The 24,675-nt window shown below is 59.0% G+C and carries 17 protein-coding genes; 8 read left to right on the top strand and 9 right to left on the bottom strand.

Features of this window, described 5'->3' with window-relative positions; genetic code table 11:
- Positions 1 to 196 precede the first annotated feature (196 nt).
- The gene (locus F8A90_RS11760) at positions 197 to 3,481 is read left to right on the top strand and encodes a P-loop NTPase fold protein (protein WP_200017284.1); all 3,285 of its coding nucleotides are present in this window, start codon (positions 197 to 199) and stop codon (positions 3,479 to 3,481) included.
- 172 nt (positions 3,482 to 3,653) lie between these two features.
- Here the strand turns inward: F8A90_RS11760 and F8A90_RS11755 are convergent, their stop codons facing one another.
- Together F8A90_RS11755 and F8A90_RS11750 are read right to left on the bottom strand one after the other, a co-directional pair.
- Positions 3,654 to 4,085, bottom strand: coding sequence for a secondary thiamine-phosphate synthase enzyme YjbQ (locus F8A90_RS11755; protein WP_200017283.1), 432 nt, complete (start codon positions 4,083 to 4,085; stop codon positions 3,654 to 3,656).
- A 148-nt stretch (positions 4,086 to 4,233) separates the two neighbouring features.
- The gene (locus F8A90_RS11750) at positions 4,234 to 5,142 is read right to left on the bottom strand and encodes a LysR family transcriptional regulator (RefSeq protein WP_200017282.1); all 909 of its coding nucleotides are present in this window, start codon (positions 5,140 to 5,142) and stop codon (positions 4,234 to 4,236) included.
- Positions 5,143 to 5,860: 718 nt separating this feature from the next.
- On the opposite strand from F8A90_RS11750, the gene F8A90_RS11745 reads away from it, so the two are divergent.
- From F8A90_RS11745 to F8A90_RS11735, 3 genes are all read left to right on the top strand, one after another.
- The gene (locus F8A90_RS11745) at positions 5,861 to 7,882 is read left to right on the top strand and encodes a TonB-dependent receptor domain-containing protein (protein WP_200017281.1); all 2,022 of its coding nucleotides are present in this window, start codon (positions 5,861 to 5,863) and stop codon (positions 7,880 to 7,882) included.
- Positions 7,883 to 8,183: 301 nt separating this feature from the next.
- Positions 8,184 to 8,645, top strand: a complete 462-nt coding sequence (locus F8A90_RS11740) for a flavodoxin domain-containing protein (RefSeq protein ID WP_200017280.1) — start codon at positions 8,184 to 8,186, stop codon at positions 8,643 to 8,645.
- Between the two features lie 69 nt (positions 8,646 to 8,714).
- Entirely contained in the window at positions 8,715 to 9,131 is a 417-nt protein-coding gene (locus tag F8A90_RS11735; protein WP_200017279.1) for a hypothetical protein, read from the top strand.
- 139 nt (positions 9,132 to 9,270) lie between these two features.
- On the opposite strand, the gene ppnN is transcribed toward F8A90_RS11735, so the two are convergent.
- Together ppnN and F8A90_RS11725 are read right to left on the bottom strand one after the other, a co-directional pair.
- The gene (ppnN, locus tag F8A90_RS11730; protein ID WP_325096917.1) at positions 9,271 to 10,683 is read right to left on the bottom strand and encodes a nucleotide 5'-monophosphate nucleosidase PpnN; all 1,413 of its coding nucleotides are present in this window, start codon (positions 10,681 to 10,683) and stop codon (positions 9,271 to 9,273) included.
- A 16-nt stretch (positions 10,684 to 10,699) separates the two neighbouring features.
- Positions 10,700 to 10,999 carry a hypothetical protein gene (locus F8A90_RS11725; RefSeq protein ID WP_166018474.1) on the bottom strand — a complete coding sequence of 100 codons (300 nt, stop codon included), beginning with the start codon at positions 10,997 to 10,999 and terminating at the stop codon, positions 10,700 to 10,702.
- A gap of 307 nt (positions 11,000 to 11,306) precedes the next feature.
- On the opposite strand from F8A90_RS11725, the gene F8A90_RS11720 reads away from it, so the two are divergent.
- Positions 11,307 to 12,248 (top strand): LysR family transcriptional regulator, encoded by a 942-nt coding sequence (locus tag F8A90_RS11720; RefSeq protein ID WP_043334148.1) that lies wholly within the window; start codon positions 11,307 to 11,309, stop codon positions 12,246 to 12,248.
- Between the two features lie 309 nt (positions 12,249 to 12,557).
- A complete protein-coding gene (locus F8A90_RS11715; protein ID WP_233593304.1) occupies positions 12,558 to 14,300 on the top strand; it encodes an acetyl-CoA hydrolase/transferase family protein in 1,743 nt (580 codons plus the stop codon).
- Positions 14,301 to 14,400: 100 nt separating this feature from the next.
- On the opposite strand, the gene F8A90_RS11710 is transcribed toward F8A90_RS11715, so the two are convergent.
- The 5 genes from F8A90_RS11710 to F8A90_RS11690 form a co-directional block, all read right to left on the bottom strand.
- Positions 14,401 to 14,730, bottom strand: coding sequence for a YkgJ family cysteine cluster protein (locus F8A90_RS11710; protein ID WP_200017278.1), 330 nt, complete (start codon positions 14,728 to 14,730; stop codon positions 14,401 to 14,403).
- Between the two features lie 79 nt (positions 14,731 to 14,809).
- Positions 14,810 to 17,278, bottom strand: a complete 2,469-nt coding sequence (locus F8A90_RS11705; protein WP_200017277.1) for a YjbH domain-containing protein — start codon at positions 17,276 to 17,278, stop codon at positions 14,810 to 14,812.
- Positions 17,279 to 17,378: 100 nt separating this feature from the next.
- The gene (locus tag F8A90_RS11700) at positions 17,379 to 18,290 is read right to left on the bottom strand and encodes a hypothetical protein (RefSeq protein ID WP_200017276.1); all 912 of its coding nucleotides are present in this window, start codon (positions 18,288 to 18,290) and stop codon (positions 17,379 to 17,381) included.
- Complete coding sequence (locus F8A90_RS11695) at positions 18,284 to 19,072, bottom strand: YjbF family lipoprotein (protein ID WP_200017275.1); 789 nt, start codon at positions 19,070 to 19,072, stop codon at positions 18,284 to 18,286. The genes F8A90_RS11700 and F8A90_RS11695 overlap by 7 nt, the downstream gene beginning before the upstream one ends.
- Positions 19,072 to 19,494 carry a hypothetical protein gene (locus tag F8A90_RS11690; protein WP_200017274.1) on the bottom strand — a complete coding sequence of 141 codons (423 nt, stop codon included), beginning with the start codon at positions 19,492 to 19,494 and terminating at the stop codon, positions 19,072 to 19,074. Before F8A90_RS11690 ends, F8A90_RS11695 begins: the two co-directional genes overlap by 1 nt.
- A 1,456-nt stretch (positions 19,495 to 20,950) precedes the next feature.
- On the opposite strand from F8A90_RS11690, the gene F8A90_RS11685 reads away from it, so the two are divergent.
- Both F8A90_RS11685 and F8A90_RS11680 read left to right on the top strand, forming a co-directional pair.
- On the top strand, positions 20,951 to 22,150 hold the full coding sequence (locus tag F8A90_RS11685) for a polysaccharide export protein (RefSeq protein ID WP_166018459.1): 1,200 nt from the start codon (positions 20,951 to 20,953) through the stop codon (positions 22,148 to 22,150).
- A 73-nt stretch (positions 22,151 to 22,223) separates the two neighbouring features.
- Positions 22,224 to 24,587, top strand: a complete 2,364-nt coding sequence (locus tag F8A90_RS11680; protein ID WP_200017273.1) for a GNVR domain-containing protein — start codon at positions 22,224 to 22,226, stop codon at positions 24,585 to 24,587.
- Positions 24,588 to 24,675 lie beyond the last annotated feature (88 nt).

Here is a 24,675-nt window from a genome sequence, read left to right as displayed (position 1 = left end):
AAGTTCTCTACTGTTTGAAATGCTAGGTGTTCAGTCCCAGGGTGTAGTGGCTTATGGTAACGGCTTGAATTAGATGACTATTTGGAGTTTATTTCGCCAACCTGATGTTTGGTTTTAATGCTTGAAGTTTTTTGTCTTATCAATTATACATAGTTTATGTTCCATTGTAGCGATGCTTATTTGAGGGTTTAGATAAATGACAGAAGATGGAAATAGTGCTCACTTCAAGTTTCAATCTGAATTGCCTGAGAATATAGATGGATTCATAGGGCAAGGTCATAAGAATGCTGCAAGGGCTTTACAAGATGTCATTGTAGATCACCCATATGTACATGTGTTAGGAGTTGAAGGAAATTTGGGTGCTGGTAAAAGCACATCGATAAAAATATTGGAATCACAGCTTGATAATAATATATATAAGTTTATATATTTCGACGTTGATCAACACCATTACTCCTCGATAAAGTCTTCGTTTATTAAAATTTATTGTGATGGTTTGAATGAGATAATAGCAGATAAAGATAAGGAAGAGGCTCAGTGTTACAAGGATGAAGCATTAGGCAATACATTATCTTATAAGAAGAAGACCAAAAGCAATATAAGTATGCTTGTCGTTATTTTTGCAGTTACTCTTGTGCTTTTCACCAAATATATTACAGAAGCTATTGAAGCCTTATTTCTTAGCTATAACGCTATCAAGAATAGTTTTTTTGGAAAAGAACTATTCTTTAGTTTAGAAAGGACTGTTGTGCTATTATCTGCATTTTCACCATTTGCTTTCTTTATACTTTTGAAAATAAACAATTATTACAACAAAAAAAGAAGGGGGGGTGAGAGCTCCTTGTCCTTTGGTGACTTGCTTAAAAGGAATGGTGAAGACTCGATAAAAGAAACCATGGATATCACCAGAGAGGTTGGTAGCTATGAGCTCAAAAAAGCATTTTTAAAATTATCATCTCTTATACCTGATGGTAAAGTTGTAATTATTGTTATAGACAATATTGACCGTGTGGAGCCTTCAACTGTTAGAGAAGTTTGGAGTGATCTAGATGTTTTCACTTCACTAGAGAATCAAAGTGTTAGAATAATACTTCCTTATTCAGAAGTTCATGTAGCCAATGCTATTAATAAAGACAGCTTTACAGATGGTAAAGAATTTATCTCTAAAAGGTTACCGGTAGTTTTCAGAGCCCCACCGATAGTTACAGTTGGTTGGAGGGAAAAATATAAAAAATACTGGCAAGAGACTCTAGGTGAGATTGATGGGTTTGAAAATAGTGCAGATGTTATCAATGTATGGTCTGGTGAAGCTCAGCAAATTACACCTAGATTTTTAAAGAAGCATGTTAATGACATAGCGTGCTTGATGGCTAGCAATAATTCTAAAGTTAATGATGCGACCTATAGTTCCGCATACTTGCTTGTCGTTAAATATCACAGAATTGATTTGAAAGAACTACTGTCATCTCAAAAGGAACCTTCCGAGTCTACTGAAGGCAATGAAAATAAAGTAAAAAAAATTAAAGCTGTGCAGAGTATACTTAATAGAGTTTCTGACGAGAAAGAGTGGTCTATAGAGTTAGCTTGTATACATTATCAAACTAGTGAAGAAATTGCCCGAAGTGAGCTTTTGGCAGAGCCGATATATAGGTCAGTAATGAGTGGAGATATACATACGGTCATGAGCTTGTCTAATGTATATGGCTATGATTATTACTTTAAAGCCAACGCACGATCTGTAAGCTCGCAAGAGCTTATTAAATTGTCTAGTGATATTTTAGATAGTGATTATGATAATAAGCAGGAATGGGTGCAGCGATGGATGCCAACCTTTAACCATCGAGCTAAAAATGAAGGTAACCTAGTTGGTTGTGATAAAGAGTATATCAGGAGTATTAAGAATCTAATTAATAATCATGGGGTTAAAGTAGAGTTAAGGCTTATCGACAATGCTATAAAAAAAATAAGTAAAGATATCAGAAGTGATACCCAATCTGCTAATAAGCTATTAGATGATCTTTACTGGTACTCGACTGTCGAAGGGAAAGTTCCAGAGATAATAGCTAATTGTCCAGCGGAGGTGTTTGTTAAGGAATTATGGTGGGACAAAGATGATTTCCCTTTTTGGAAGGTAGAGGAAATAAGATATCCTGTTAGTAAGCGTAAAGAATTTTTGCAAGTTGCTTCCTTGGAATATACTAAGGATGATAGTTACTGGGAGGTGTTTGAATGGCTTATGAAGTCCCATCGTTTGAATGAGATAAAGATTGAAGATGAAGAAGAGTGGCCTTTAACGATTAATTCTGGCCAGGTTAATATAGATGATGATGCCTGTTATGTTGTTCCATTCTGTGTGGATAGATTTTCATCGAATAATCTGGATACATTAGTGAAGCGGTTGTTTAAAAATGAAATTACAACTAATGTAGAGCAATGGACTGCCTTCATGGTCATATCTTTAATATGTGGAGGTAATTATGCTGGCAATACTCTAGTTGTCAAAAATGGTCAAAATTCACGAGTTAAGTTAGAGCAGATTGTATTCGAAATAGCTGATAATAACTCTGGGTATGAACGTTTTCTCAAACAGTATATTATCTTTGCTACAAGTTTTAATGTCTTAATTGGCTCTCTTAAGCATGATAAGGTTTTTAATGTCTTGGCTGAGCCCTTTATGGAAATAATTAAAGAGAAGAGAGTATCTGCTCTAGATATTAACAGTTTGCTAGGGCAAGAGACTTATAAATTGATACGTAAGACTTATAAGGAAAACTCAATTATTGATTTTCTTGATTTTTTGAAACCTTGGAAAAAGCACCTTAAGCTATCGCTTGAAGATATGTCTACAGATTTTGTCGAGGATGTAATAGAGGTGAGAAATGAGTTTTGGGAAAATATGATTATCTCTCTTCTAGAAAACGATTTAAAGGATGAAGCGTGCTGCGTAAAGTTGGTTGAAATGCCACATGCTAATTACCAGGCGATACTTCCTCGACTAGTCGATACTAATAAAACAGTTAAAAGTTATAGTAAGTTAAGAGCAGCACTGATAAGCATAATGGAAGATAAGCAAGATCCTGAAATGTTGGCTTTAGACAGTTCATGTTGGTTAAAGTCTTTAATGCTTGTGCTTCCTCTTAAGATTAGAGATACTATTGCACGGAAATATCAAGCCAGACTGATAGAGCAAACAGCAAGCATGGCAGAGCGCTTTGCTATTATACGGAATTTTGGTGGCTTTATTTTCCTTGTAAAACCTGAAAGTGAGTCTGCTTGTGATATTGTTTTAGGCTTATTTGAACAAGCGGATAATGATATAGTGATAAAGTGGCTTGATAGTCAAAGCGAAAACTTGTTTGATGGGAACGATAGTTATAGTAAAAATCTGCTTGCAGGATTAGGAGCACATGAAGAAATAGCGAAATTTGTAAATATTAAAGCAATGCTTGAAAAAACAGAATTTATCCCGTTAAGGTCTTAAGAAAAATAGTAGTCGATTTCATATAAGTTAATTAGTATAAAACACCATTGTGTTTTTGGTTGGAGGTGGCAAGACTAATTTAGTGTTATGTGATTAGCCAAGCTCTTGGAATGTGTTTAACGCTAGAAGTTTAATGATAGATATAAAAGGCTAGCCAAAGAAGGCTGGTTTTCTATTCTCCACTCAGTGTCAGACACAGCCTGCGGCTGCCACCGTGGACGCGATGTTCGCCAAGCCAGATGCCTTGCCAGGTGCCGAGGGCGAGACGATTGACGCCGCGACGGGCTTCGACAGGCAGCGTGAGTTGGGTGCCGAGCAGGCTGGCGAGCACGTGGGCGGGCATGTCGTCATCGCCTTCCAGTGTGTGGCGGAAGTAGGGCAGGTTGCCAGGTACCAGGCGGCGCAGGAAGGCGTCCATGTCGTGACGCACGTCGGGGTCGGCGTTCTCGTTGAGGGTCAGCGAGGCGGAGGTATGTAGCAGCTGCACATGCAGCAGGCCGACACTGACCGGCGGCATTTCGGCCAACGCCTGCTCCACCTCGTCACTGATGAGGTGAAAACCGCGCTTGCGGGCGGAGAGGGTGAGCGTGTCGCGTTGCCACATGAGAAGCCCTGCCTGTCGTTGATTCAGTACATGCTAAACATGACAAGCCAGAACGCAAAAGGCCAGCCCCTGAGGGCTGGCCTTTTTGCGGCGTGCCGCGCTGATTCATGTCACCGCGAGGGTGAGAGTCAGCGTAGCAATACTGCCATCAACCGGTGGTGGTGGCGGCTTCGCTGACGGTGCGGCGGGCGGCCTTGGCGGTGACGCGTTCCGGCTCGGTCTTGCCGATCTCGCGGGCGAGCCAGTCGGCGAGCATGCGCACGCGGGTCGGAATCGGGCCACGCGGCAGCAGCATGCCGATCTCGACCGGCGGGATCTCGTCGCATTCCAGACGCTTGAAGGACTGGCCGTTGCGCTCGCTGAGCGTGTTGACCCAGTCAGTCGGCAGCACGGCGCGAATCAGGCCATCGGCCACGTAGTCGGTGAGGACTTCGAGGTCATCTGACTGGATGTGATTCGGGCGCGGGTCTTCCGGGTGACGCGAGAGAGAGGTGCCTGACACCAGCGGTTCCAGCTCGCCCCACGGCAGTTCTTCCGGGTTCTCGACGTGAGAGGCCGCGTAGGCCGCTTGATGCCAGTGGGTCAGCGGGCGGAAGACGTGGGTGCTGCCGGCCAGATGCGGGAAGCCGATGACTAGGTGTGGCTGGTTCTCGAGAATCTCGCGGCCGTTGTGCCACAGCTTCAGCTTGATATCGACGCCTTCGTGTTCCGACAGGAAGCTGGTCAGCGCGTGACCCAGGAAGTGACGACCCAGTGACGGCGTGGCGTGGATACGGATGGTACCGGTGAGGTCTGACTGGCGGTCTTCGATGGCGCGGTGCGCTTCATCATCGAGATTGGCCATCGAGCGTGCGTAACGGTAAAGGGTCTCGCCGGCTTCTGACAGGCGAATGCCACGATGACCACGCTCGACCAGGCGAGTGCCGAAACGGCCCTCAAGGGCGTCGAGGCGACGGCTGACGGTGGACTTGGGCAGGCGCAGACGTTCTGCTGCGCGGGAGAGGCTGCCGAGGTCTGCGACCATCAGGAAGGTGTTATAGGCGTCGATATCGCTCATCGAATAGGTCCGGTTGTTCAGAGGGTCGGGGTGTGCCGTCAGGGAAACACCCACCTTGTACGGGCCAAACGGGCCCGTTGCAGCGCCAGTCGCTGCACAACGGATTGCCTGTCGATGACCGTGCCCCTCAGGCCGCAGGGGGATGCCCCCGGGCAAAGACGCGCTCATCGATCAACAACCGTCACTGCCAGCCGAGCACCTCAGCGCGCGGCGACAGGTCTTGCATCTGCTGCAGATATCTTCAGGGCCGAGGCCATGAAGGGGCACTGTCCTGGCGTGACAGCAAGCGCCCTTAATCTGAGCACGCTAACTATATCACTCTGCCCGTAGTGTTGCATCCAAAGTCGCACACATTGCGCAAATCCGATCTCCGCAGGACGAAACCCTGCCGTGAAGCGAGAAATTTGCGTGGGCCAGCACTTGTCGAGGCATGTCGGCTAAGACGTCAGTGGCTGGCGATGGTTCCGTATCTGATGACAGACAGGTGATAAAAAAGCGAATCTGGTGGCTGCACGGGTGAAAAAATGTGCAAATCGGGCCGTTTTTGGCAGCTCAGGCACCATCTGGCGCTGCAGAAGGCGAGAAGTGACGCGCATTGATTGCAGAAATTGCAGAGCGGCGTTGCAGGGAGTGTTGATGACGCAAATGTGCAAACGCGTGCATTATCTCGTTCGCAAAAAGAATCATTATTATTATTACTCTTGGGAACTCTCCGCTCATGACCGATCGCCTCTCTCCGCGCGTGGCAGCCAGCGCTTCCCGCGCCACTGCTTTCACTCCGCGTCCGCTGGTGGCAGCCATTGCGCTGCTGTGTGCCAGTACTGCCCATGCAGAGACGCTGCAGATGGACACGTTGCAGATCGAGGACGATCGCCTCAATGCCACGGCGGTCATCGATAGTGACGAGATCGCGCTGCATCAGGCGCATGATCTCAAGGATGTGTTCCGTGATACGCCGTCCGTCACCGTCGGGGGCACTACCGCCTCTTCCGAGAAGATCTACGTGCGTGGTCTGGAAGACACCAACCTCAACATCAGCGTCGATGGTGCCAGCCAGAACGGCTACCTGTTCCACCACAGCTCCAGCTTCAATATCGAGCCGGAGCTGCTCAAGCGTGCCGAAGTCCAGGCCGGACCGGGCGCCGCCGACAATGGCCCCAACGCCCTGGGCGGCAGCATCAAGTTCGTCACCAAGGATGCCCAGGACCTGCTCAAGCCGGGCCAGACCTTCGGCGGCATGGTCAAGGGCAGCACCGAGTCCACGGCCGACGCCGTCAAGGGCACGCTCTCTGTCTACGGTGAAGTCGCGCCGAACGCGGGCCTGCTGTTCTCGACCAGCGCACGCAACAGCGATGACTACCGCACTGGTGGCGGTGATGAAGAAGAGGGCACCGGCGGCCATCAGCGCAGTTACTTCGGCAAGTTCAGCCTGCTGGATCAGGGGGCTCACAGCCTGCGCATCAGCGCCGAGCACAACGAGGACACCGGCATCTATTGCGTGCGCCCCAACATGGAGTGTCAGGAGTTCAACAATGCCAAGGTCGATACCGACCTGAGCCGTGACACCTATACCGCCAACTATGACTTTGATCCGGGCTCGCGCCTGGTCGACGTGCACACCAACGTCTTCCATACCAAGACCGAGCTGGAACGCACCACTGTCTCCACCGGCGCCGAGCTGAACGCCGATGTCGAGAGCTATGGCGGCGATCTGAACAACACCTTCCGTTTCGGCCCCGAGGACATGGACAACCGTCTGACGCTGGGTAGTGATTATGTCTACGACGAATCCAGCACCGGTGGCTTCGACGAGAAGGCGCGCAACCTCGCGCTCTACGCCCAGCACCGCATGACACTTGGCGCGGTGGACCTGTCCTTCGGCGCACGTGTCGATGACTACAAGACCGAATACGCCAATGGCGAGACGCTGGATGACACCGATGTCAGCCCGAACGCGAGCCTCAACTGGCGTGTCGGCGGCGGTGTCGAGCTGTTCACCGGCTACTCCACTGCGGTACGCGGCAACAAGGGCCGTGAAGCCATCCTGGTCGATGGTGGTGTCGGTCCCGGCGAGAGCCTGGTGGTTGAGCCGGGGCTTGAGGCCGAGACCTCACGCAGCACGGAAGTCGGCGCGCGCTGGAAGGGCAATGACCTCCTCACCCAGCGTGACCGCGCTGGCCTGGAAGTCACCTACTTCGATACCCACTTCGACAACTACATCACCGAAGAGAGTTCGGGCGGTGTGACCACTATCACCAACATGGAAGGTATCGTCACCAGCAAGGGTGTCGAGGCGCGTGCCACCTACGGCATCGGCGGCTGGGACATGACGCTGGGCTACCTGACCATGGACCTGGAAGACAATCAGGGCGAGACCGTGGTCGATGACATGGGCCTGGGCAACCAGACCGGTGATCGCTGGAGCCTGGACAACCGCTATACCTTCGCTGACCCGCAGATGACGATCGGCTGGACCGTGACCGCCTACGAGCGCCTCACCGACCTGCCGGATGATCAGAGCGAGCGCGCCGGTTACGCCACGCATGATGTCTACGCCAGCTGGGTGCCGCGTGACATGCAGGACCTGACCCTGACTGCCGGTATCTACAATCTGTTCGACAAGGAATACAGCGACCAGAACACCTACTTCCTGGAAACCAACAGCGCACGCGGCATCACGCCGGGCGCCATCACCAGTCCGGGGCGTGACGTGCGTCTGTCAGTGGCGTATCGCTTCTGATCAGAAGGCTCTGAGCCAGCAAGTTCGCAGTTGACAGGGTTTCATCGCCAGCGGTCGTGAACCAGGCTCGCAACGCAGGATGCTTCACTGGCAAGACCCTCGCAGCGCCATCGTGTTCTTCACGGTGGCGCTGTTTCGTTTTCGGGGCGCACAGAAGGGCTCTGCCAGCTCCTGCTGCCTGCGTCTCGCAGGCGCGCTGTGCTACCATCGCGACCAAATGTCGGAGAGCGTCTGCGCGACTCTTCGCACTGCACTCACGTTCCCGCCACTGGCGGGTGATCGTTCGAATAAGGAAGGATGCATGGCGCTTCTGAAGATTTTTGTCGGCACGATGTATGGCGGTTCACTGGATGTGGCCGAGCAGGTGCAACCGTTGTTCGAGCAGGCCGGCTACACGGTCGAGGTGCTCGACCAGCCGACACTGGCCGACCTGACTGACGCGCGCCCTGATCTGGCGCTGTTCGTCACTTCCACCACCGGCAGTGGCGATGTGCCGGGCAATCTGACCGGCTTCCTCAATGCGCTGTCTACCGAGTCTCCGGCGCTTGATTGGTTGCGTTATGGGCTGATTGCCCTGGGCGACAGCTCCTACGGCGAGACCTACTGCGGCGCTGGGCGTCATCTGGATGAGCGTCTGGCCGACCTGGGCGCGACGCGCCACGGCGAGCGTCTCGAGATCGACGCCATGGAAACCTTCATGGCCGATGACGCGGCACTGCCGTGGGTCGAGAGCTGGATTCCGACCCTGCCGGCCACGGCCTGATCCTGCGGCGGTGGGCTGGCCCGCCGCCTGCTTCTTCTGTTGTCCGTTCTTTCATCGAGACTGCTTCACATGCCGAAACTGAATCCTGATCATCCGCGTGCCCGCAACCTGACGCCGCAGCGCGTCTCCGTGCTGGCGGGTCTGGCGGTGGTAATGGTCGCCAATATTCCGCGTTTCCTGATCAGCGGCGAGAATACGCGGCTGATGCTGATCGTCGGCTTTGCCGTCGCCGTCAGCGCGCTGGGCATCTATATCTATCGCCAGCTGTCAGACACCGCCAAGGCCAAGGTGCCGACGATGATGCGTCGTCTGCTGGTCTGGCTGGTGGTGGGGCTGGCGGCGATGGCGGCCTTCAACTTCGCCGCGCCGATGCTCAACCGCCCTCAGGAGGGTGCGCTTGAGGTGTTGGTCGATGGTCTGACGCTGGGGCTGCTGGCGCATGTGATCAGCATGTGGATGCAGCGCCGTCGTGGTGAGGAAAGCTGAGCCTCGATTCTTGATGCCCTTGAGATTCTGTCAGCAAGATCATCCTTACCAACAAGAACGCCCCGATCAGCGATGATCGGGGCGTTCTTGTGATGGCTTGTGAAGTGACGGCACGCCTGGGCGTGCCATCAGCCGGCCATTACTTGCACAGGGTGTAGCAGGGCACGTAATCGCTGCCCGGCAGCTTCATGCGGCCCTGGGCGACGAAGGAGGTGAGCAGGGCGTCGAGACGCTCCATTAGCTCGGCCTCGGCGGTCAGGCGGAAGGGCCCGTCGCGCTCGATCTCCTCGATGCCTTCCTGCTTGACGTTGCCGGCGACGATGCCCGAGAAGGCGCGACGCAGGTTGGCCGCCAGTTCATGTACCGGCTGGTTGCGATGCAGCGCCAGGCCCGACATGTTGGCGTGGGTCGGCGCGAAGGGCTGCTGGAAGTGCGGGGCGATATGCAGGCGCCAGTTGTAGTAGAAGGCATCCTGATGCTGGCGACGGAATTCCGCCACCTCGTCGATGCCACCGCGCATGGTGCGTGCCACCTCGACCGGATTGTCGATGATGATGGTGTAGCGCGAGCGCGCTTCCTCGCCCAGGGTGTAGGCGATGAACTCGTCGATCTGCCTGAAGTACTCGGCGCTGGACGCCGGGCCGGTGAAGATGACCGGGAACGGCAGCTCGCTGTTTTCCGGGTGCAGCAGAATACCGAGCAGATAGAGAATCTCTTCGGCGGTGCCCACGCCGCCCGGGAAGACGATGATGCCATGTGCAGTGCGCACGAAGGCTTCAAGGCGCTTCTCGATGTCCGGCATGATGATCAGTTCATTGACGATCGGGTTGGGCGATTCGGCGGCGATGATGCCCGGTTCCGAGATGCCCAGATAACGGCCCTGCTTGCGACGCTGCTTGGCGTGCGCGACGTTGGCCCCCTTCATCGGGCCCTTCATGGCGCCCGGGCCACACCCGGTGCAGATGTCGAGATCACGCAGGCCGAGGTGATAACCCACGTCCTTGGTGTACTCGTATTCCTCGCGGTTGATGGAGTGACCGCCCCAGCAGGTGACCAGACTCGGCTCACGCGAGGACTTCAGCGCCCCGGCGTTGCGCAGGATATGGAACACCGCATTGGTGGTGCCTTCGGTGGTCGTGAGATCGAAACGCGGAGTGTTCTGGATCTCGTTGGCCACGTAGACGATGTCACGCAACACGCTGGAGAGATGCTCGCGAATGCCGCGAATCATCTTGCCGTCGACGAAGGCATCGCCGGGCGCATTGTCGAGCTTGAGGCGAATGCCGCGGTCCTGCTGCAGCACCTCGATCTCGAAATTCTTGTGTGCGTTGAGCACCGCGACGCTGTCATCGGTCTGGCTGCCGCAATTGAGCACGGCCAGCGCACAGCGGCGCAGGATGTCATGCAAGCCGTTGGAAGAGGTATCGCGCAGGCGATTGACCTCATCCTGGGAGAGCACTTCCAGGCTGCCTTCCGGCGAGATGATGGTCGAGACCAGCATGGAGCTGGCATCACGTGAATAGGTCGTCGCTTCGCTGGTGACAGAATTCATGACTGTCTTCCTTGTGTCAGGCGCCCACGGTGGTCTGGGCGCGTTTCCGGGCTTCTGCCCAGAGTTCAGCAATGCGCTCGCGGTCGTCCACGCTCATGCTGTCCTGGGCAAAGGCGTGCTGCATCCACTCTTCAAAGGTGGCGTCAAAGTCTTCCGCGACCACATCCTCGGGATCGTAATCGGCGTTTTCCAGCACCAGTTCCACCTGGGGAATCATGTACCCCAGCGGGAACAGGTCATTTTCGGCACACTCGCTTTCCATGGCGAGCAGCGCCTTGTGAATGGCTTCGCCGCGTGCAGCCAGAGCATCAGACATCTAGAGCATCTCGTGTTTCGGGCCAGTGCTGAGACCGGCCAGGACAGGGGTAAAGCGCCGGGCCCTGACGCGTCGCCGTGGCGTTGAACACGGCAGACGCAGCCAGGGTGGCAGCTGGCATTGTCCCTGATGCTAACACGCGAGAGTGGCGGGGCGCAGCGCTGCGCATGGCGGCCAGCTCTGGTAGAATCATGTGCTTTGCGGGTCGGTGGCACCTGTGCAGACATGGCAGTTGCGTCATGCAGGTCGTCGCCGGCAACACGATGCGCCGAGTCGCGTCCCCCGTTCGTGAGTGGTCAGTGCCTTCATGTTCAACGCCCAGTATTTTCGTACCTTCATCACACTGGTGGAGACCGGCAGCTTTACCCATACCGCGCGCAAGCTGGAGATGACCCAGCCCGGCGTCAGCCAGCATATTCGCAAGCTGGAGCAGTATCTGGGCCGCTCGCTGCTCAATCGCCAGGGACGCAAGTTCTCGCTGACCGCAGCGGGGCGTCGCTGCTATGACTACTCCATCAAGCTGTTCGCCGAGCACACCCAGTTCATGCACTCGCTGGATGATGATTCCCCGGACAGCGGCGAATGCCGCGTGGCCAGTCCCTCAAGCGTCGGGCTGATGTTCTATCCGTTCACCCTGGGCTATCAGCAGCAGCATCCGGGACTGACGGTCAGCTACAGCTTCGCCTTCAATTCCGAGATCGTGCAGGACGTGCTGGCGGGTCGCTTCGACCTGGGCATCGTCACCGAGCCGGTCAAGCATCCGGATCTCAACTTCGAGCTGTGGCATCAGGAGCCGCTGTGCCTGGTGGTGCCCGCCGACTTCGCCGGCAACAGCCTCAACGAGCTGATGGCGCTGGGCTTCATGAATTACGCCGATGGCGTCAACAATGCCAGTGCCTTGTTGCGTGAGAACTTCGCCGGTGAATTCCGCTCCATGAGCCACTTCCCGCAGCAGGGCTTCACCAACGATATCGGCATGGTGCTGGACGCCGTGGCACGTGGTCTGGGCTTTACCGTCGTCTCTCGTACGGTGCTCGAGACCTCGCCGTGGCAGCGTCAGGTGCGCGAGATGCCGCTGACCGAAGCCGTCTATGAGAATCTTTACATCGTCACGCGTGACAATGCCGAGGTGCCGCGCCGCTACGAGCAGCTGCTGGGCGAATTCCGCCTGCAGCGTCGCAACACGCTTTACGGCTACGCTGATGCGCCGGAAAGCTTCGACAACATGGACTTCGACAGCATGGTGTAACGCCTCGCGTCATCATCTGCACTTCCCGAAAGCCCGCTCCTCATGAGCGGGCTTTTTCGTGTCTCACCGTCGCCATTGGCGCCACGCGCAGCGTCGCCCTTTATGCACCGTCTGGTTCCAGCCGCTGCCGCTGCCTTGCGACCAAGGCCTGATGCGGGGGCGGCGTACTGCGTGGGATGCTGAAAGCCAACGCCTGGTTCTTGAAGACCTGGCTATTGCAAGCTTGGCTATGCTTGGTCTGGTAAGCGTCTTGCCAGTGCCTTGCTTGCTCATTTCGTGGTGTCTTGCCCTTCAGGAGGTTCTGCCGTCGTGTCTTCATCCGGTTCTCGCTCCAGTGTCACGCCTCATGCCCAGGCGGTCTTTGCAGAGCATGTGCCAGCCTCCGCAGCTGCCGAGGCATCAGCCACGCCTGCCGCAACAGCTGCATCCAGTGAGGTGTTCTCGCTGCTGGCGCGCATGGAGGTCGGCGAGCTGACCCCGGAGCAGCACGCCGAGATCGCGCGTCGCTGTCGCTGGACTGACTGGCAGTCTCGCCAGATGAGTGCCAGCCAGGCCGCCGAATTGATTCACGATGGCATGACGGTGGGCATGAGCGGCTTCACGCGGGCGGGGGAGGCCAAGGCCCTGCCGCTGGCGCTGGTCGAGAAGGCGCGTCGCGAGCCGTTCTCCATCACGCTGATGACCGGTGCCTCGCTGGGCAATGACCTCGATGGCCAGATGGCGGATGCCCACATGCTGGCGCGGCGCATGCCGTTTCAGGTCGACCCGGTGCTGCGGCGTGCCATCAACGCCGGCGAAGTGATGTTCATGGACCAGCACCTGTCCGAGACGGTGGAGCTGTTGCGCAACCACCAGCTGAGCGACATGGACATCGCGGTGATCGAGGCCAGCGCCATCACCGCCGATGGCGGTATCGTGCCGACCACCTCGGTGGGCAACTCGGCCAGCTACGCGATTCTCGCCGACAAGGTGATCATCGAGCTCAACCTCGAATCGCCGGCAGCGCTTGAAGGGCTGCACGACATCTACATTCCGCAGATGCGCCCCAGCCGGCAGCCGATTCCGGTGGTCGCGCCGGATTCGCGCATCGGCACGCCCTATATCCCGATTGACCCTGCCAGGATTGCCGCCATCGTGCTGACGCGTGGCAGTGATAGTCCCTCGACCTGTACGCCCCCCGATGACGATACCCGTCGGATGGCGGATCACCTGGTCGAGCTGCTCAAGCAGGAAGTCGCGCTGGGGCGTCTGACACCGGCATTGCTGCCGCTGCAGGCGGGCATCGGCAGCATGGCCAACGCGGTGATGAGTGGCTTGAAGGAAGGGCCCTTCGAGCACCTGACCATGTACTCGGAGGTACTGCAGGATTCCACCTTCGATCTGCTGGATGCCGGCAAGCTCGATTTCGCCTCCGGCTCCTCCATCACCGTCACCGAGGAGCGTGGCCGCACGCTGTGGAAGGACCTCGAACGCTATCGTGACCGCCTGATCCTGCGCCCGCAGGAGCTGTCCAATCATCCGGGCATCGTGCGACGGCTCGGCGTGATCGCGGTCAATACCGCGCTTGAGTTCGACATCTATGGCAACGTCAATTCCACCCACGTCTGCGGCACGCGGATGATGAACGGCATCGGCGGTTCCGGCGATTTCGCGCGCAATGCCCAGCTCTCGGTGTTCATCACCAAGTCATTGGCCAAGGGGGGGGATATCTCGAGCGTGGTGCCCTTCGCCAGCCACGTGGACCACACCGAGCACGATGTCGATATCCTGGTCACCGAGCATGGGCTGGCGGATCTGCGCGGTCTGGCGCCGCGCGAGCGGGCGGTGCAGGTGATCGAGAACTGCTCGGACCCGAGCTATCGCCCTGCGCTGCGCGCCTATTTCGAGGAGGCGTGTCAGCGTGGTGGCCACACGCCACATTGTCTGGAGCAGGCGCTGAGCTGGCATCGCGAGGTAGAGGTGAAGGGGCACATGCGCGCCATGCGCACGGCAGCCGAGCCAAGCCCAGGTCTTGCAGCAGCGGCCCCGTCGCTGCCGAACGCCACTGCCTGATAGCACATCAGCCAGGACACTCTCAATAAGGACACTCTCAATAAGAACACTTGGGAGAGACAACCCTTAGCGACAACCAGGACGAGCGCTGGCAGGCGGCCTACTGATCGAGGCCGTTTTCCAGGCGCTCGTCTTCGCATTCCGGGCTGCCCATCTCGTAATCGCGGCACAGCTGCGGGCGCCGGTCGTAGATGGTGCACATCAGCGTCTCGCGGTCGACGGCGGCACACCAGCCATCGTCGAGGCGGCGCATGACTTCGCCGCCCCATTCATCCTCGTCGATCAGGTAGTCCGGCACGCCGGTATCGGTGAGCAGGATGACCTCTAGCCGGCAGCAGCAGGCCTGGCAGTTGCTGCAGGTGATCTCGGGGTTCACAGGTATCGTATCGCCGCCATGGAACGGCGATACGTCGGTAATCGGAATATTCATCAGGTCAGGGTCAGCCACAGTGAGTCAGGCGCCAACATCGGCACGCTTCAGCCGGAAGTGAAACACACTCACGCACGGATTACTTGTAGACCTTGTCGATGCCATCCCAGTACGCCTCGGGGTCCCGATCACTGGTCATGTCATACAGCTGATAGCGGCGGTTGAGGCGTGCGCCACCATCACGGGTCAGCGGTGCCCAGGCAAAGCCGGTGCTGCCCTTGCTGGAGGTGGTGAAGAAGGCATCCAGCGGGATGCTGACGTAGAGCCCCTTGTCGAAACTACCCTCGCCGTAGTCATCGCCGGCATCGGTCATGGTCGCCCAGGCGCCGACACTGACCCCGTTGGAGAAGCTGCGCGACAGGTCCAGCGTCGCGCCGACATCGCCGGCCAGATAGCGCCCCACCGAGCCCTTGACCAGCACATCGTGCCAGCCGGACTGCCAGTAGGCAGTGGCGTGACCGGTGGTGACCGAGTAGTCACGCAGGCCGAATTGCTGGTCGAACTCGCGCTGGCGGACGCGGTTGATGTCCAGCCCCAGCGCCAGCGAGCTGTTCATCGGGCGATAGAGCAGCTCGGCGCCGACCCCGGCATACATCATCTCGAGAATGCCGCCGTAGGCCTGGGCGTACCAGTCGCGCCCGAACTGGTGGGTGCGATTGTACTGCAGGCTGGTGATGCCCAGGTCGGTTTCCTTGATGTATTCCCCGACATAGGTGCGCACGCGCGGCAGCTCGGAATCGGCGATGTACTCGTAGCTGTCGAAGTTGTCGGCGAGCTGATAGGTCGCCACGCCGGTGAACCAGCCATTGCGGTCTGTACGCCACAGGGCGTCCAGCTGCAGGTTGAGCTGATAGAGGTAGCCATCGGGGCCGCCGAAGTTCTGCTTGAGGCTCGGCGAGAAGCCCCAACTGAAGCCGAACGGCTCACGTGCCAGCTTGACGCCATCCCCTGACGCCCGGCGTGCCGCATCATCGGCACCATTGGGCGAGCTGGCATGGGGCGAAGCGGCATGGGCGGTGATGGAGTGCTCGTATTCGGCGCCGAAGCGACGGTCATTGGCGGCGGCCACGAAGGGCTGACGCGGATGCTCATCTTCGCGCAGCGCCAGTCCATTGCTGCTCAGGCGATAGCGGAAGGTGGTGATCTCGGCGGGCAGGCGGTTGTGCAGTACGCGGTTGGCGCGGCCTTCGGCCTGCAGGTCATCACGGAAGCGCGTCGCTTCTGCCTCGACGATCAAGGTGTCGCCCTCGACCCGCAACTGTGACACCTCAAGGCCGCTCTGGGCACGCAGGGTATCGGCCAGCGCGTCCCAGTCGACCTCGGCAAGACGCGGGAGCTTTTCTGCCTGGGGGCCATCAGTCGTACCCGGCTCGAGCGGGGGATCCGCGGGCGCGCCGCCGAACGAGTCGAGTGTCAGCAGACGGCCTTGTTGTTCAGTGGAGGGCTCTTGACCTACTGACGGCTCTTCATGGGCCGACGGCTCTGCCGCCACGCCTGGCGCTCTGGCAGCGCTGGCGGTGTAGGCGGAGGATGCCGTACCCGAGGAGGCGTCCGCATTGAGCGAGTGCACGCGGAAGGCCTCGGGTGTCTGGTCGTTGCGATAACGGCTGTGGGTGCTGGGGGCGACCGCTTCCGGTGTGCCGTCGTCCTTGGCCTGGGCGAGCCCGGCCAGATTGGTCGACAGCGATAGCCCCAGCATGGCGGTGTTGCCCCGCTCCCAGCCGCCATGCAGAGACAGGTTGTCATTGACCTTGACGGTCGCGCCCAGATTGACCGGCGAGTCCTGTTCGATCTCCACCGTCAGTGGCTCGTCGGAATAGTCGTTGCCTTCGTATTCCAGCATCAGGGTCAGCGGGTCCCAGGGCGTCTGGTATTCGATGCCGCCGAAGACGGCCGGGCTGCCGCTGAACATGCTGCCGAGCTGGAAGTCACCGCCGTCATCGCTGGTCGAGTCGCTGCGCGTCTCGAGGCTGCTTCTCACCACTGCCAGCGGATTGCTGAAGTCGCCGCGCGTGCCCAGATAGCCCCAGCCGAGGCCCAGACTGAAATCGAAGTCGCCGTAGCGTTTGCTGGCGACCAGATACTCGGAGCTGAACAGGCCCGTACCGCCGAGATCTCGCAGGCCCACCGCGACTTCGGGCTGATAGCGGCCTTCCTGCATCAGGCGGAACTTGGTGTCGAAGGATTTATCCAGATAGTCGCGGTCCGGGGCGGCCGCGCCATAGCTGACGGTTTCCACCGAGACATAGCGAAAGCCCAGCTCCATCCAGTCGAAGGGTGCCGCGTTGACGCTGAACCGCTTGTAGGGCTGGGTGCGGCTGTAGGTGAAGCTCAATTCGCCCTGGGGTGCAAAGCGCGCCGTGGGCGTCTGCATCAGACCCACACCACCGAAGTCGCTCTGGGATTCGCCGGTCGCCGCATGGGCGATCTGCGCGCCCAGCAATCCACCCGCCATGCCGAGTGCCAGCCAGCCATTGCGTGCCAGGGCAGGGCGCTGCTCGGGGCTTGAGTGCGTAACGTGATTGGCAGGGCGAAAAGGACTCGACATGGGCGTCTCGCATGCACGCAAGCCAGGGGCTCACGTACGTGAATAAGGGATTGGGTTCGCGGGGCAGGCGCAGTGTGCTGCGCCGGGGCATCCTCGACGGCTAGCGCGGCGGTGTCGAAAGCTTCGCGGCGTCCAGCTGCCAGCTCTGGCAGGCATGGCCCGGCAGGCGGCTGGCAAGCCAGGCCGGTAGCGCCTCGTTCACCCACTGCTGCGCGGTGTCGATGCCCGGTGTGCTGATCACCACGCTGGCGCCGGGGGCGACGGGGAGGTCGGCATCGCCGCTGGTCAGACGATTCCAGCTCGCCACCGGGCGGGTCAGTACCTGGCCCTGCGGCGTCACCAGGCTGACCTCGACGGCTGGCCCGATACCGCCGGCAGCGGCGCGCTCGTCGATCAGCGCGTCCAGACTGAGATTCGGCGTCCACTTGCGCTCGTGAACGCCGGTGGCGTCCAGAATCACCACGCTGCGCGGTGCCTGACAGGCACCGACCACCATGCCCGGAGCGATGCGGATCGCCTGCGGGCCATCGCGCATGTCGCGGCGCGGGTCGAGCTGACCCGGCAGGCGCGCCAGCACGGCGTCAGCATCAGGTGAGTGGGTGCCTGGCGCGCGGCCCTGCTCGACATAGGCCTGCCAGGCCTGCAATGCCTCGGCGTAACGCGCCTGAGAGCTATCTTCCTTCGTGCCGACGGCGTAGCGCGCCGCGATCAGTTCGAGCTCGGCGCTGACGCGGTTGGCCCGCGCGGCCATCTGCTGGCGGACCAGCGGCGTGCTGACGAAGCTGTAGCGCCAATCCAGCGCTTGGGATGGCGCGAGGCTATCCCATTGCGCCTGCAGCACCTGACTGGCCAGCGGCGTACTCGCGGCGCTGAACGGCAGCGGGGTGTCATCAGCGCTCGACAGGGGCGCGGCCAGCAGTGTGCTCAGCCCGAGTGGCAGCAGGATGGCGGCCCTGTTCAGGCGGACCAGCGATGTCAGACGGGCCAGCGATGAGAAGACGGGAATCACCATGCCTTGGCGACCTCCCAACCGAACCGCGGGCCATCGGGCCAGGCCGTCATGTCGGCCGCCCAGACGCGATTCTCGTCGCGCCACAGGTCATTGCGTGTGGTGCTGCCGTCGTCCCAGTTCAGAATCTCGCGGCAGTGCTGCAGCGGCAGTTCTGCCAGCGGCAGCGAATAGGGGGCGGCGGCCTCGCATTCGAGTCGCGCCGTGGCCTCGTGTACCTGCATCACGGCGACGTCGTCCTGGCGCTGGCTGCCGGTGGAGGCGGCATCCTGACGCTCCAGCCGGCGCGGGTAGGGGGACAGCGCACTGACACTGACCTGATAGGTCGTGCCACTGGCCATCAACCAGGCCGGACGCGCCAGAGCGCGCCCGGTAGTACTTTGCTCACGCCTGTCTGCCACATCACGCGCAAAGCCTGAAGTGGCGGACAGGACGCCATCACGCAATTCGAGGATGCCGCGGTCGCGACTCTCGAAACGCGCGATGCGCCCATTGCCTTCAAGCGTCGCCAGCACGACCAGCGCGGTGCTGTTGGCATGCTTCAGCTTGAGAGAGGCATAGGGCAGCTCGCTGGCACGTGTGGCGTCAAACTCGTCCTTGCCCATCACGTCACCGAGCGAACTCGAGACGATCTGGGCACAGCCGGAAAGCGACACCAGACACGCAAGGGTGCCGAATGCCGCCAACGACCTGCTGCGCAGGACACGAGAGACCACCGAGGTGGCCGCCGTGCCCCGCGCAGGGCTTGAGAACGTGAAGCGTTGCGTCGCACGTGCCGTCTTCATCAGCGAGTCCCGGTTGAACCAGTGGTGCCGGTTGTTCCGGTGGTACCGGTCGTGCCGGTACCGCCGCCGACGGTGCCGGTGGCCGCACCGGCAGCGACGCTGCCGCTGCTGGCGCTCGGCGTCACGCTGCCGGTGGCATTCTGGCTGGCAGTGCCGGTGCCGGCTGCGCTACCTGTCGGCACAGTACCGGTGGTGCCGGTGGTGCCAGTCGTACCAGTGGTGCCGGTAGTCCCAGTCGTGCCGGTAGTCCCAGTCGTACCGGTAGTCCCAGTCGTGCCGGTAGTCCCAGTCGTGCCGGTGGTACCAGTCGTGCCGGTGGTGCCGGTCGCACCCTGAGGTGCTTCTTCTTCCGCGATGGCATTGCCAGCGAGAAGCAGGGCACCTGTCAGGCCGATGATGGCTCCGAGATGTGTCTTGCGCATGGATAACTCTCCTTGATGAGCATTGTCGGCGGTCAGCCGACCAGGAAGGGATGTCAGACCACGACGTGATGACTCAAGGACTGAGGCATCGGCGTCGAGGCTGCCAGCAGATGCTGGCGATCATCCAACCTGCTGCTGAAGATATCGATAGAGGAGAAGAGCGCCGTCCCTGACGCCATCCCTGGCATCCTCCGTGGCGCGACCTCGTCCTGAGGTGTTCCTGTCATGACCGTATTCCCTGGTCATGTGCTTGCCGACATTCATCGTTGCGCCTTGCTGTCTGCGCCTGACAGTCCTGTCAGGTGTCAGCCACTGAGTGGTTGATGCAGGAAGTCCTTCTCCGCACAGACATGAAGCCGATGAGTCACGGCAAAGCGAGGCTCATGTTAACGAGAATATGTGAACTGTCTAGCGGGAAGCCTTGCGTATTATTCGCGTTGATCGCTTGGGGATTATTTATGTAAAAAAGAGTAATTGGGGTGTGGATGATTGGCGACGTGACTGTCGATGATCCACCGAGCGCTACGCCAGACGGGTTCCGCATGGCGACTGGAATCTTGCGCTTGAGTGTGTCGCATTGCCGACGAAATGGGGGTTGGGGTGTCTGTCATCGGCAACGCGTCTTTCGTGGAAGTGGCGACATCGAGCGTACTTGAGGCGCTACAAACCAATGTTTTTATTGGATTTTTGTAACAGAGCGCTGATTGGCGGGAGGCGTGTATCAGGTAAAATGCACGGCAGACAGGGTTTGGTCACCTTGTCAAAAACGCCACGAATGGCGTGAACCAATGCTCGGCGATACCACGGCATTGGTGTTACCGATTCATCGGCAAATCCTCTGGCAGCTCCATGGGTCGTGGGGTGTGGTCGAAAGAGGTGTGCCGAATTTCGGTAAAAAAACTACAGAAAGTTCGCTCTGCAATGGCGTTGAAGATGTCGCTCAAATGACACCAAGAGTGGCATTAAGGCCGCCATGCAGAGAGTGATGTCAGAGCCGCAAGTGGAAAGCGCATTGAATGCACACGTTCTCTGAGAATCGTGGGTTGTGGTTCAGGGGCGTACTGCGTGCCTCTGCTTCGTACGTCATGAGCAGTACGTCTATATCCTTACTGGGGATGACGGCGGGATACGACAAGCCATGTGCATGATTCATATGGTGGAAATATCGCTGTAAGCGTTGCGGATCACACTGGTGCAGCGTGGATGAGATCGCAGCAGTCAGTCGCAAATCGCCAGTCGCAAGACGCCGAGACCGCCAGGGTCCGGTATCCAAATGCACGAGGGTCCACCCTCGGCAGCCGCGTGAACGCCAGGCAAGGCCGGCGACACGCATGACGCAGCAGGAACTGAAGACGTTATCGAATCCATCCCGGCGGCCATGTGCGGCGGGGGAAGGCGCGATGATCATGGCACTGGGGTGCCGGGTCGTCGGGCCTGTCGACTCAACGGACTTCAGATGAAAAATGCACTGATAGCACGACTTCTGGGCGCCAGCTTGAGCATCGGCGCCCTCACCGGGCTCGCCGGGTGCGTCTTCGCCCCCGGTGGCAACATCGACTACGACACCAGCGCTGCGCCGGTGGACGACATCGTCGATGTGGAGCCCATCACCTTTGGCCTGATCAAGGCCCAGGCGCGCGCAGACGCCGAATCACGCCAGTCCAATGGCGATGACAGGCAGCGTCGTGAGCTTGAAAAGGCGCTGACCCAGGAGCTCAACAGCAGCACGCGCGCCAGCCTGGCACCGGACTATCAGTACCGTGTCGGCCCCGGCGACATCCTGACCATCATCGTCTATGACCATCCCGAGCTGACCTTGCCGACGGGTTCCGAGCGCAGTGCGCAGGAAGCCGGCAACGTCGTGCACGCCGATGGCACGCTGTTCTATCCCTATGTCGGTCGCGTCAAGGTCAGTGGCATGACGCTGGACCAGATTCGCCGTGATCTCGGCGAGAAGTTGCAGCCCTACCTCAATGCGCCGCAGATCGACGTCAAGGTCGCCGCCTTCCGCAGTCAGAAGGTGCGGATCACCGGCGAGGTCCAGTCTCCCGGCGTGCAACCGATCAGCGATGTGCCGCTGAGCCTGCTGGATGCCATCGCGGCGGCGGGCGGTCTGTCCGAAGACGCCGATTGGCACAACGTGGTGCTCAAGCGCAATGGCGAAGAGACCACCATCTCCCTCTATGAGCTGCTGGCCGAGCGCAATGGCGCCACCGATGAGGCGGGCAATGACCGCCTGCTCAAGGATGGCGACACCCTCTACGTGCCGGATGTCGGTACCCAGAAGGTGTTCGTGATGGGCGAGGTGGACAAGTCCATCAGCCTGCCGCTGGGCAGAAGCCCGATCTCGCTGACCGATGCCATCGCGCGTGCCGGCGGCATCAAGGAAAACTCCGCCGATGCGTCGGGCATCTTCGTCATCCGTCGTGATCGTGAAGACCCCGAGAAGCTGGCCACCGTCTATCAGCTGGATGCGCGCAATTCCACGGCGCTGATTCTGGGCGCGGACTTCGGTCTCAAGCCGCAGGACGTCGTCTATGTCACCGCCGCACCGGTCTCGCGCTGGAATCGTGTGATCACCCAGCTGCTGCCGACGGTGAGTTCCATCTACTACAGCACCGAAATCCAGGACAACCTCGATACCCTCGGCCAGTAAGGCGAGGGGTCGTCAAGGCGTCCCTGCCCGGCACCGCCGTGGCCGGGCAGGACACCAGGAGAGTGACCCAACGATGTCGAACCGCAATTCCCACACCACGCGTCAGGCCTCGGCCAGCGAGTCGTCAAGCGTGCCCGCGCGCACCAGTCTTGATCTCGGCCGCATGCTGGGCCAGCTGTATGACAGCCGTCTGACGCTGGCGCTGATCACCGGCACCTTCACCGTGCTGGCGGTGCTCTACGCGCTGCTGGCCACTCCGATCTACAAGGCCGATGCGCTGGTGCAGGTCGAGGAGGGCGGCGGCAACATGAACCCGCTGCGTGATGTCTCCAGCCTGCTGCGTGGCGAGGCGCCACCGTCCGAGTCCGAGATCCAGATCATCACCTCTCGTCTGGTGCTGGGCGAGACGGTCAAGAAGGAACAGCTGGATCTGGTGGTCAAGCCCTATCAGTACCCGCTGATCGGCACCTTCCTGCGCACCCACGAATTCGTGCGTCCGAGCTGGCTTGCCGGTTCCAGCATGGTCTGGGCTGGCGAGTCGATCGACGTGGACAGTCTCGAAGTGCCGGCGGCCTGGGACGATGTGCCGCTGACGCTCGTGTCGCTGGGAGAGGGCGGTGAGTACGAATTGCAGTACGACGGCGATGCGCTGGGCACCGGTGTGGTCGGTGAAGCCTCACGCTTTGATGGCCCGCTGGGCGAGGTGACGCTCAAGGTCAGCGCATTGGACGCGGCCAGGGGCGCTGAATTCACGCTGATGCATCAGTCGACTCTGGAAGCGACCAACGCGCTGCGTTCGCGCTTCGCGGTGGCCGAGATGGGCAAGGAAACCGGTGTGCTGGGCCTGGCGCTGGTCGGCGAAGACCCGCTGCGCACCCAGCAGACCCTGCAGCGCATCACCGATACCTACAAGCAGCAGAACATCGAGCGTCAGTCCGCCGAAGCCGAGAAGTCGCTCGAGTTTCTCAAGAAGCAGGTGCCGACGGTGCGTGAGCGCCTCGAAGTGGCCGAGAACCGTCTCAATGCCTATCGCGGCAAGAGCGATAGCGTGAATCTGGATCTCGAGACCAAGTCGGTGCTCGAGCAGCTGGTCAATATCGACAATCAGATCAACGAGACCCAGCTGGAAGAAGCGGAGCTGTCCGGCAAGTTCAATCCCAGTCACCCCAATTACGTGGCGCTGCGCAAGAAGCGTGCGGACCTGCAGCAGACCCGCAAGGAGCTGGAGAAGCAGGTCGGTGATCTGCCGGACACCCAGCAGGAAATCCTGCGTCTGGAGCGTGAAGTCGAGGTCAATCAGCAGATCTACGTGCAGCTGCTCAACAAGACCCAGGAAATGAACATCGCCCAGGCCAGCACCATCGGCAATATCCGCATTCTGGACGAGGCTGTCGCACAGCCGCATCCGATCAGCCCGCGCAAGGCGATGATCGTGGTGATCGCGACCCTGCTGGGCGGCATGCTCGGGGTGGTCTTCGTGCTGCTGCGCTCCCTGCTGCATCGCGGTATCGAGACGCCCTCGGAGCTGTCTGATCTGGGCCTCAATGTCCATGCGACCCTGCCGCTCTCCGAAGAGCAGGCACGCCTCAATCGTCGTCTGGCGCGTGGCTTCAAGCGCTTCACCGGTCGTGGTGTCGCCACAGCGTCCAATGACAATGTCGCGCCGGGGCTGCTGGCGATTCGCAATCCGGCGGATCTCTCCATCGAGGGCCTGCGCGGTCTGCGCACCAGCCTGCACTTCGCGATGATGGAAGCCCCCGACAATCGCCTGATGATCTGTGGCCCCAGCCCGGGCATCGGCAAGAGCTTCGTGTCCGCCAACCTGGCCGCCGTCTGCGCCCAGGCCGGCAATCGGGTACTGGTCATCGATGCCGACATGCGCCGTGGCCATGTCCACCAGAGCATGGCTGGCGTCCAGCACAGTGACGCCGCGCCGGGCCTGAGCGACTTCCTGCTCGGCAAGGCCGACCGTGACAGCATCGTGCGTGGCATCACCGATCCGAGTCTGGCGATGTCCGAGCCCGCCTCTGCGGCGCTTGGCGAAGGTGTGGCCGCCAATGGTGCGCCGAGCAACCTGTGCTACGTGGCGCGTGGTACCTCGCCCTCCAATCCGTCGGAGCTGCTGCTGCAGTCACGCTTCAGCGACCTGCTGTCGTGGGCCAGCGCCAACTTCGACATGGTCATCGTCGATACGCCGCCGATCCTGGCCGTCACCGATGCCGCCATCGTCGGCAAGCAGTGTGGTGTCAGCGTGATGGTGACGCGCTTCATGCATAACTCGCCCAAGGAAATCGAAGCGGCGCTGGAGCGTTTCGCCTCCAGTGGTGTGCAGGTCGATGGCGCGATTCTCAATGCGGTCGAGCGCAAGGCCACCACGACCTACAGCTATGGCTACAGCTATCACGATTATCAGTACCAGGGTGGCGCCAAGGGTTAGCAGCCACTTGCAAAAGAGCCCGCGAACCCGATGTCTGAGACTGCGTGCCTCGTTGGCAGTGGGGATCGGCAGTCGAGGCGAGAGCCGA

It is taken from the genome of Cobetia sp. cqz5-12, from assembly GCF_016495405.1.
Lineage (GTDB): Bacteria > Pseudomonadota > Gammaproteobacteria > Pseudomonadales > Halomonadaceae > Cobetia.
This window is presented reverse-complemented; position numbering and strand designations above follow the sequence as displayed.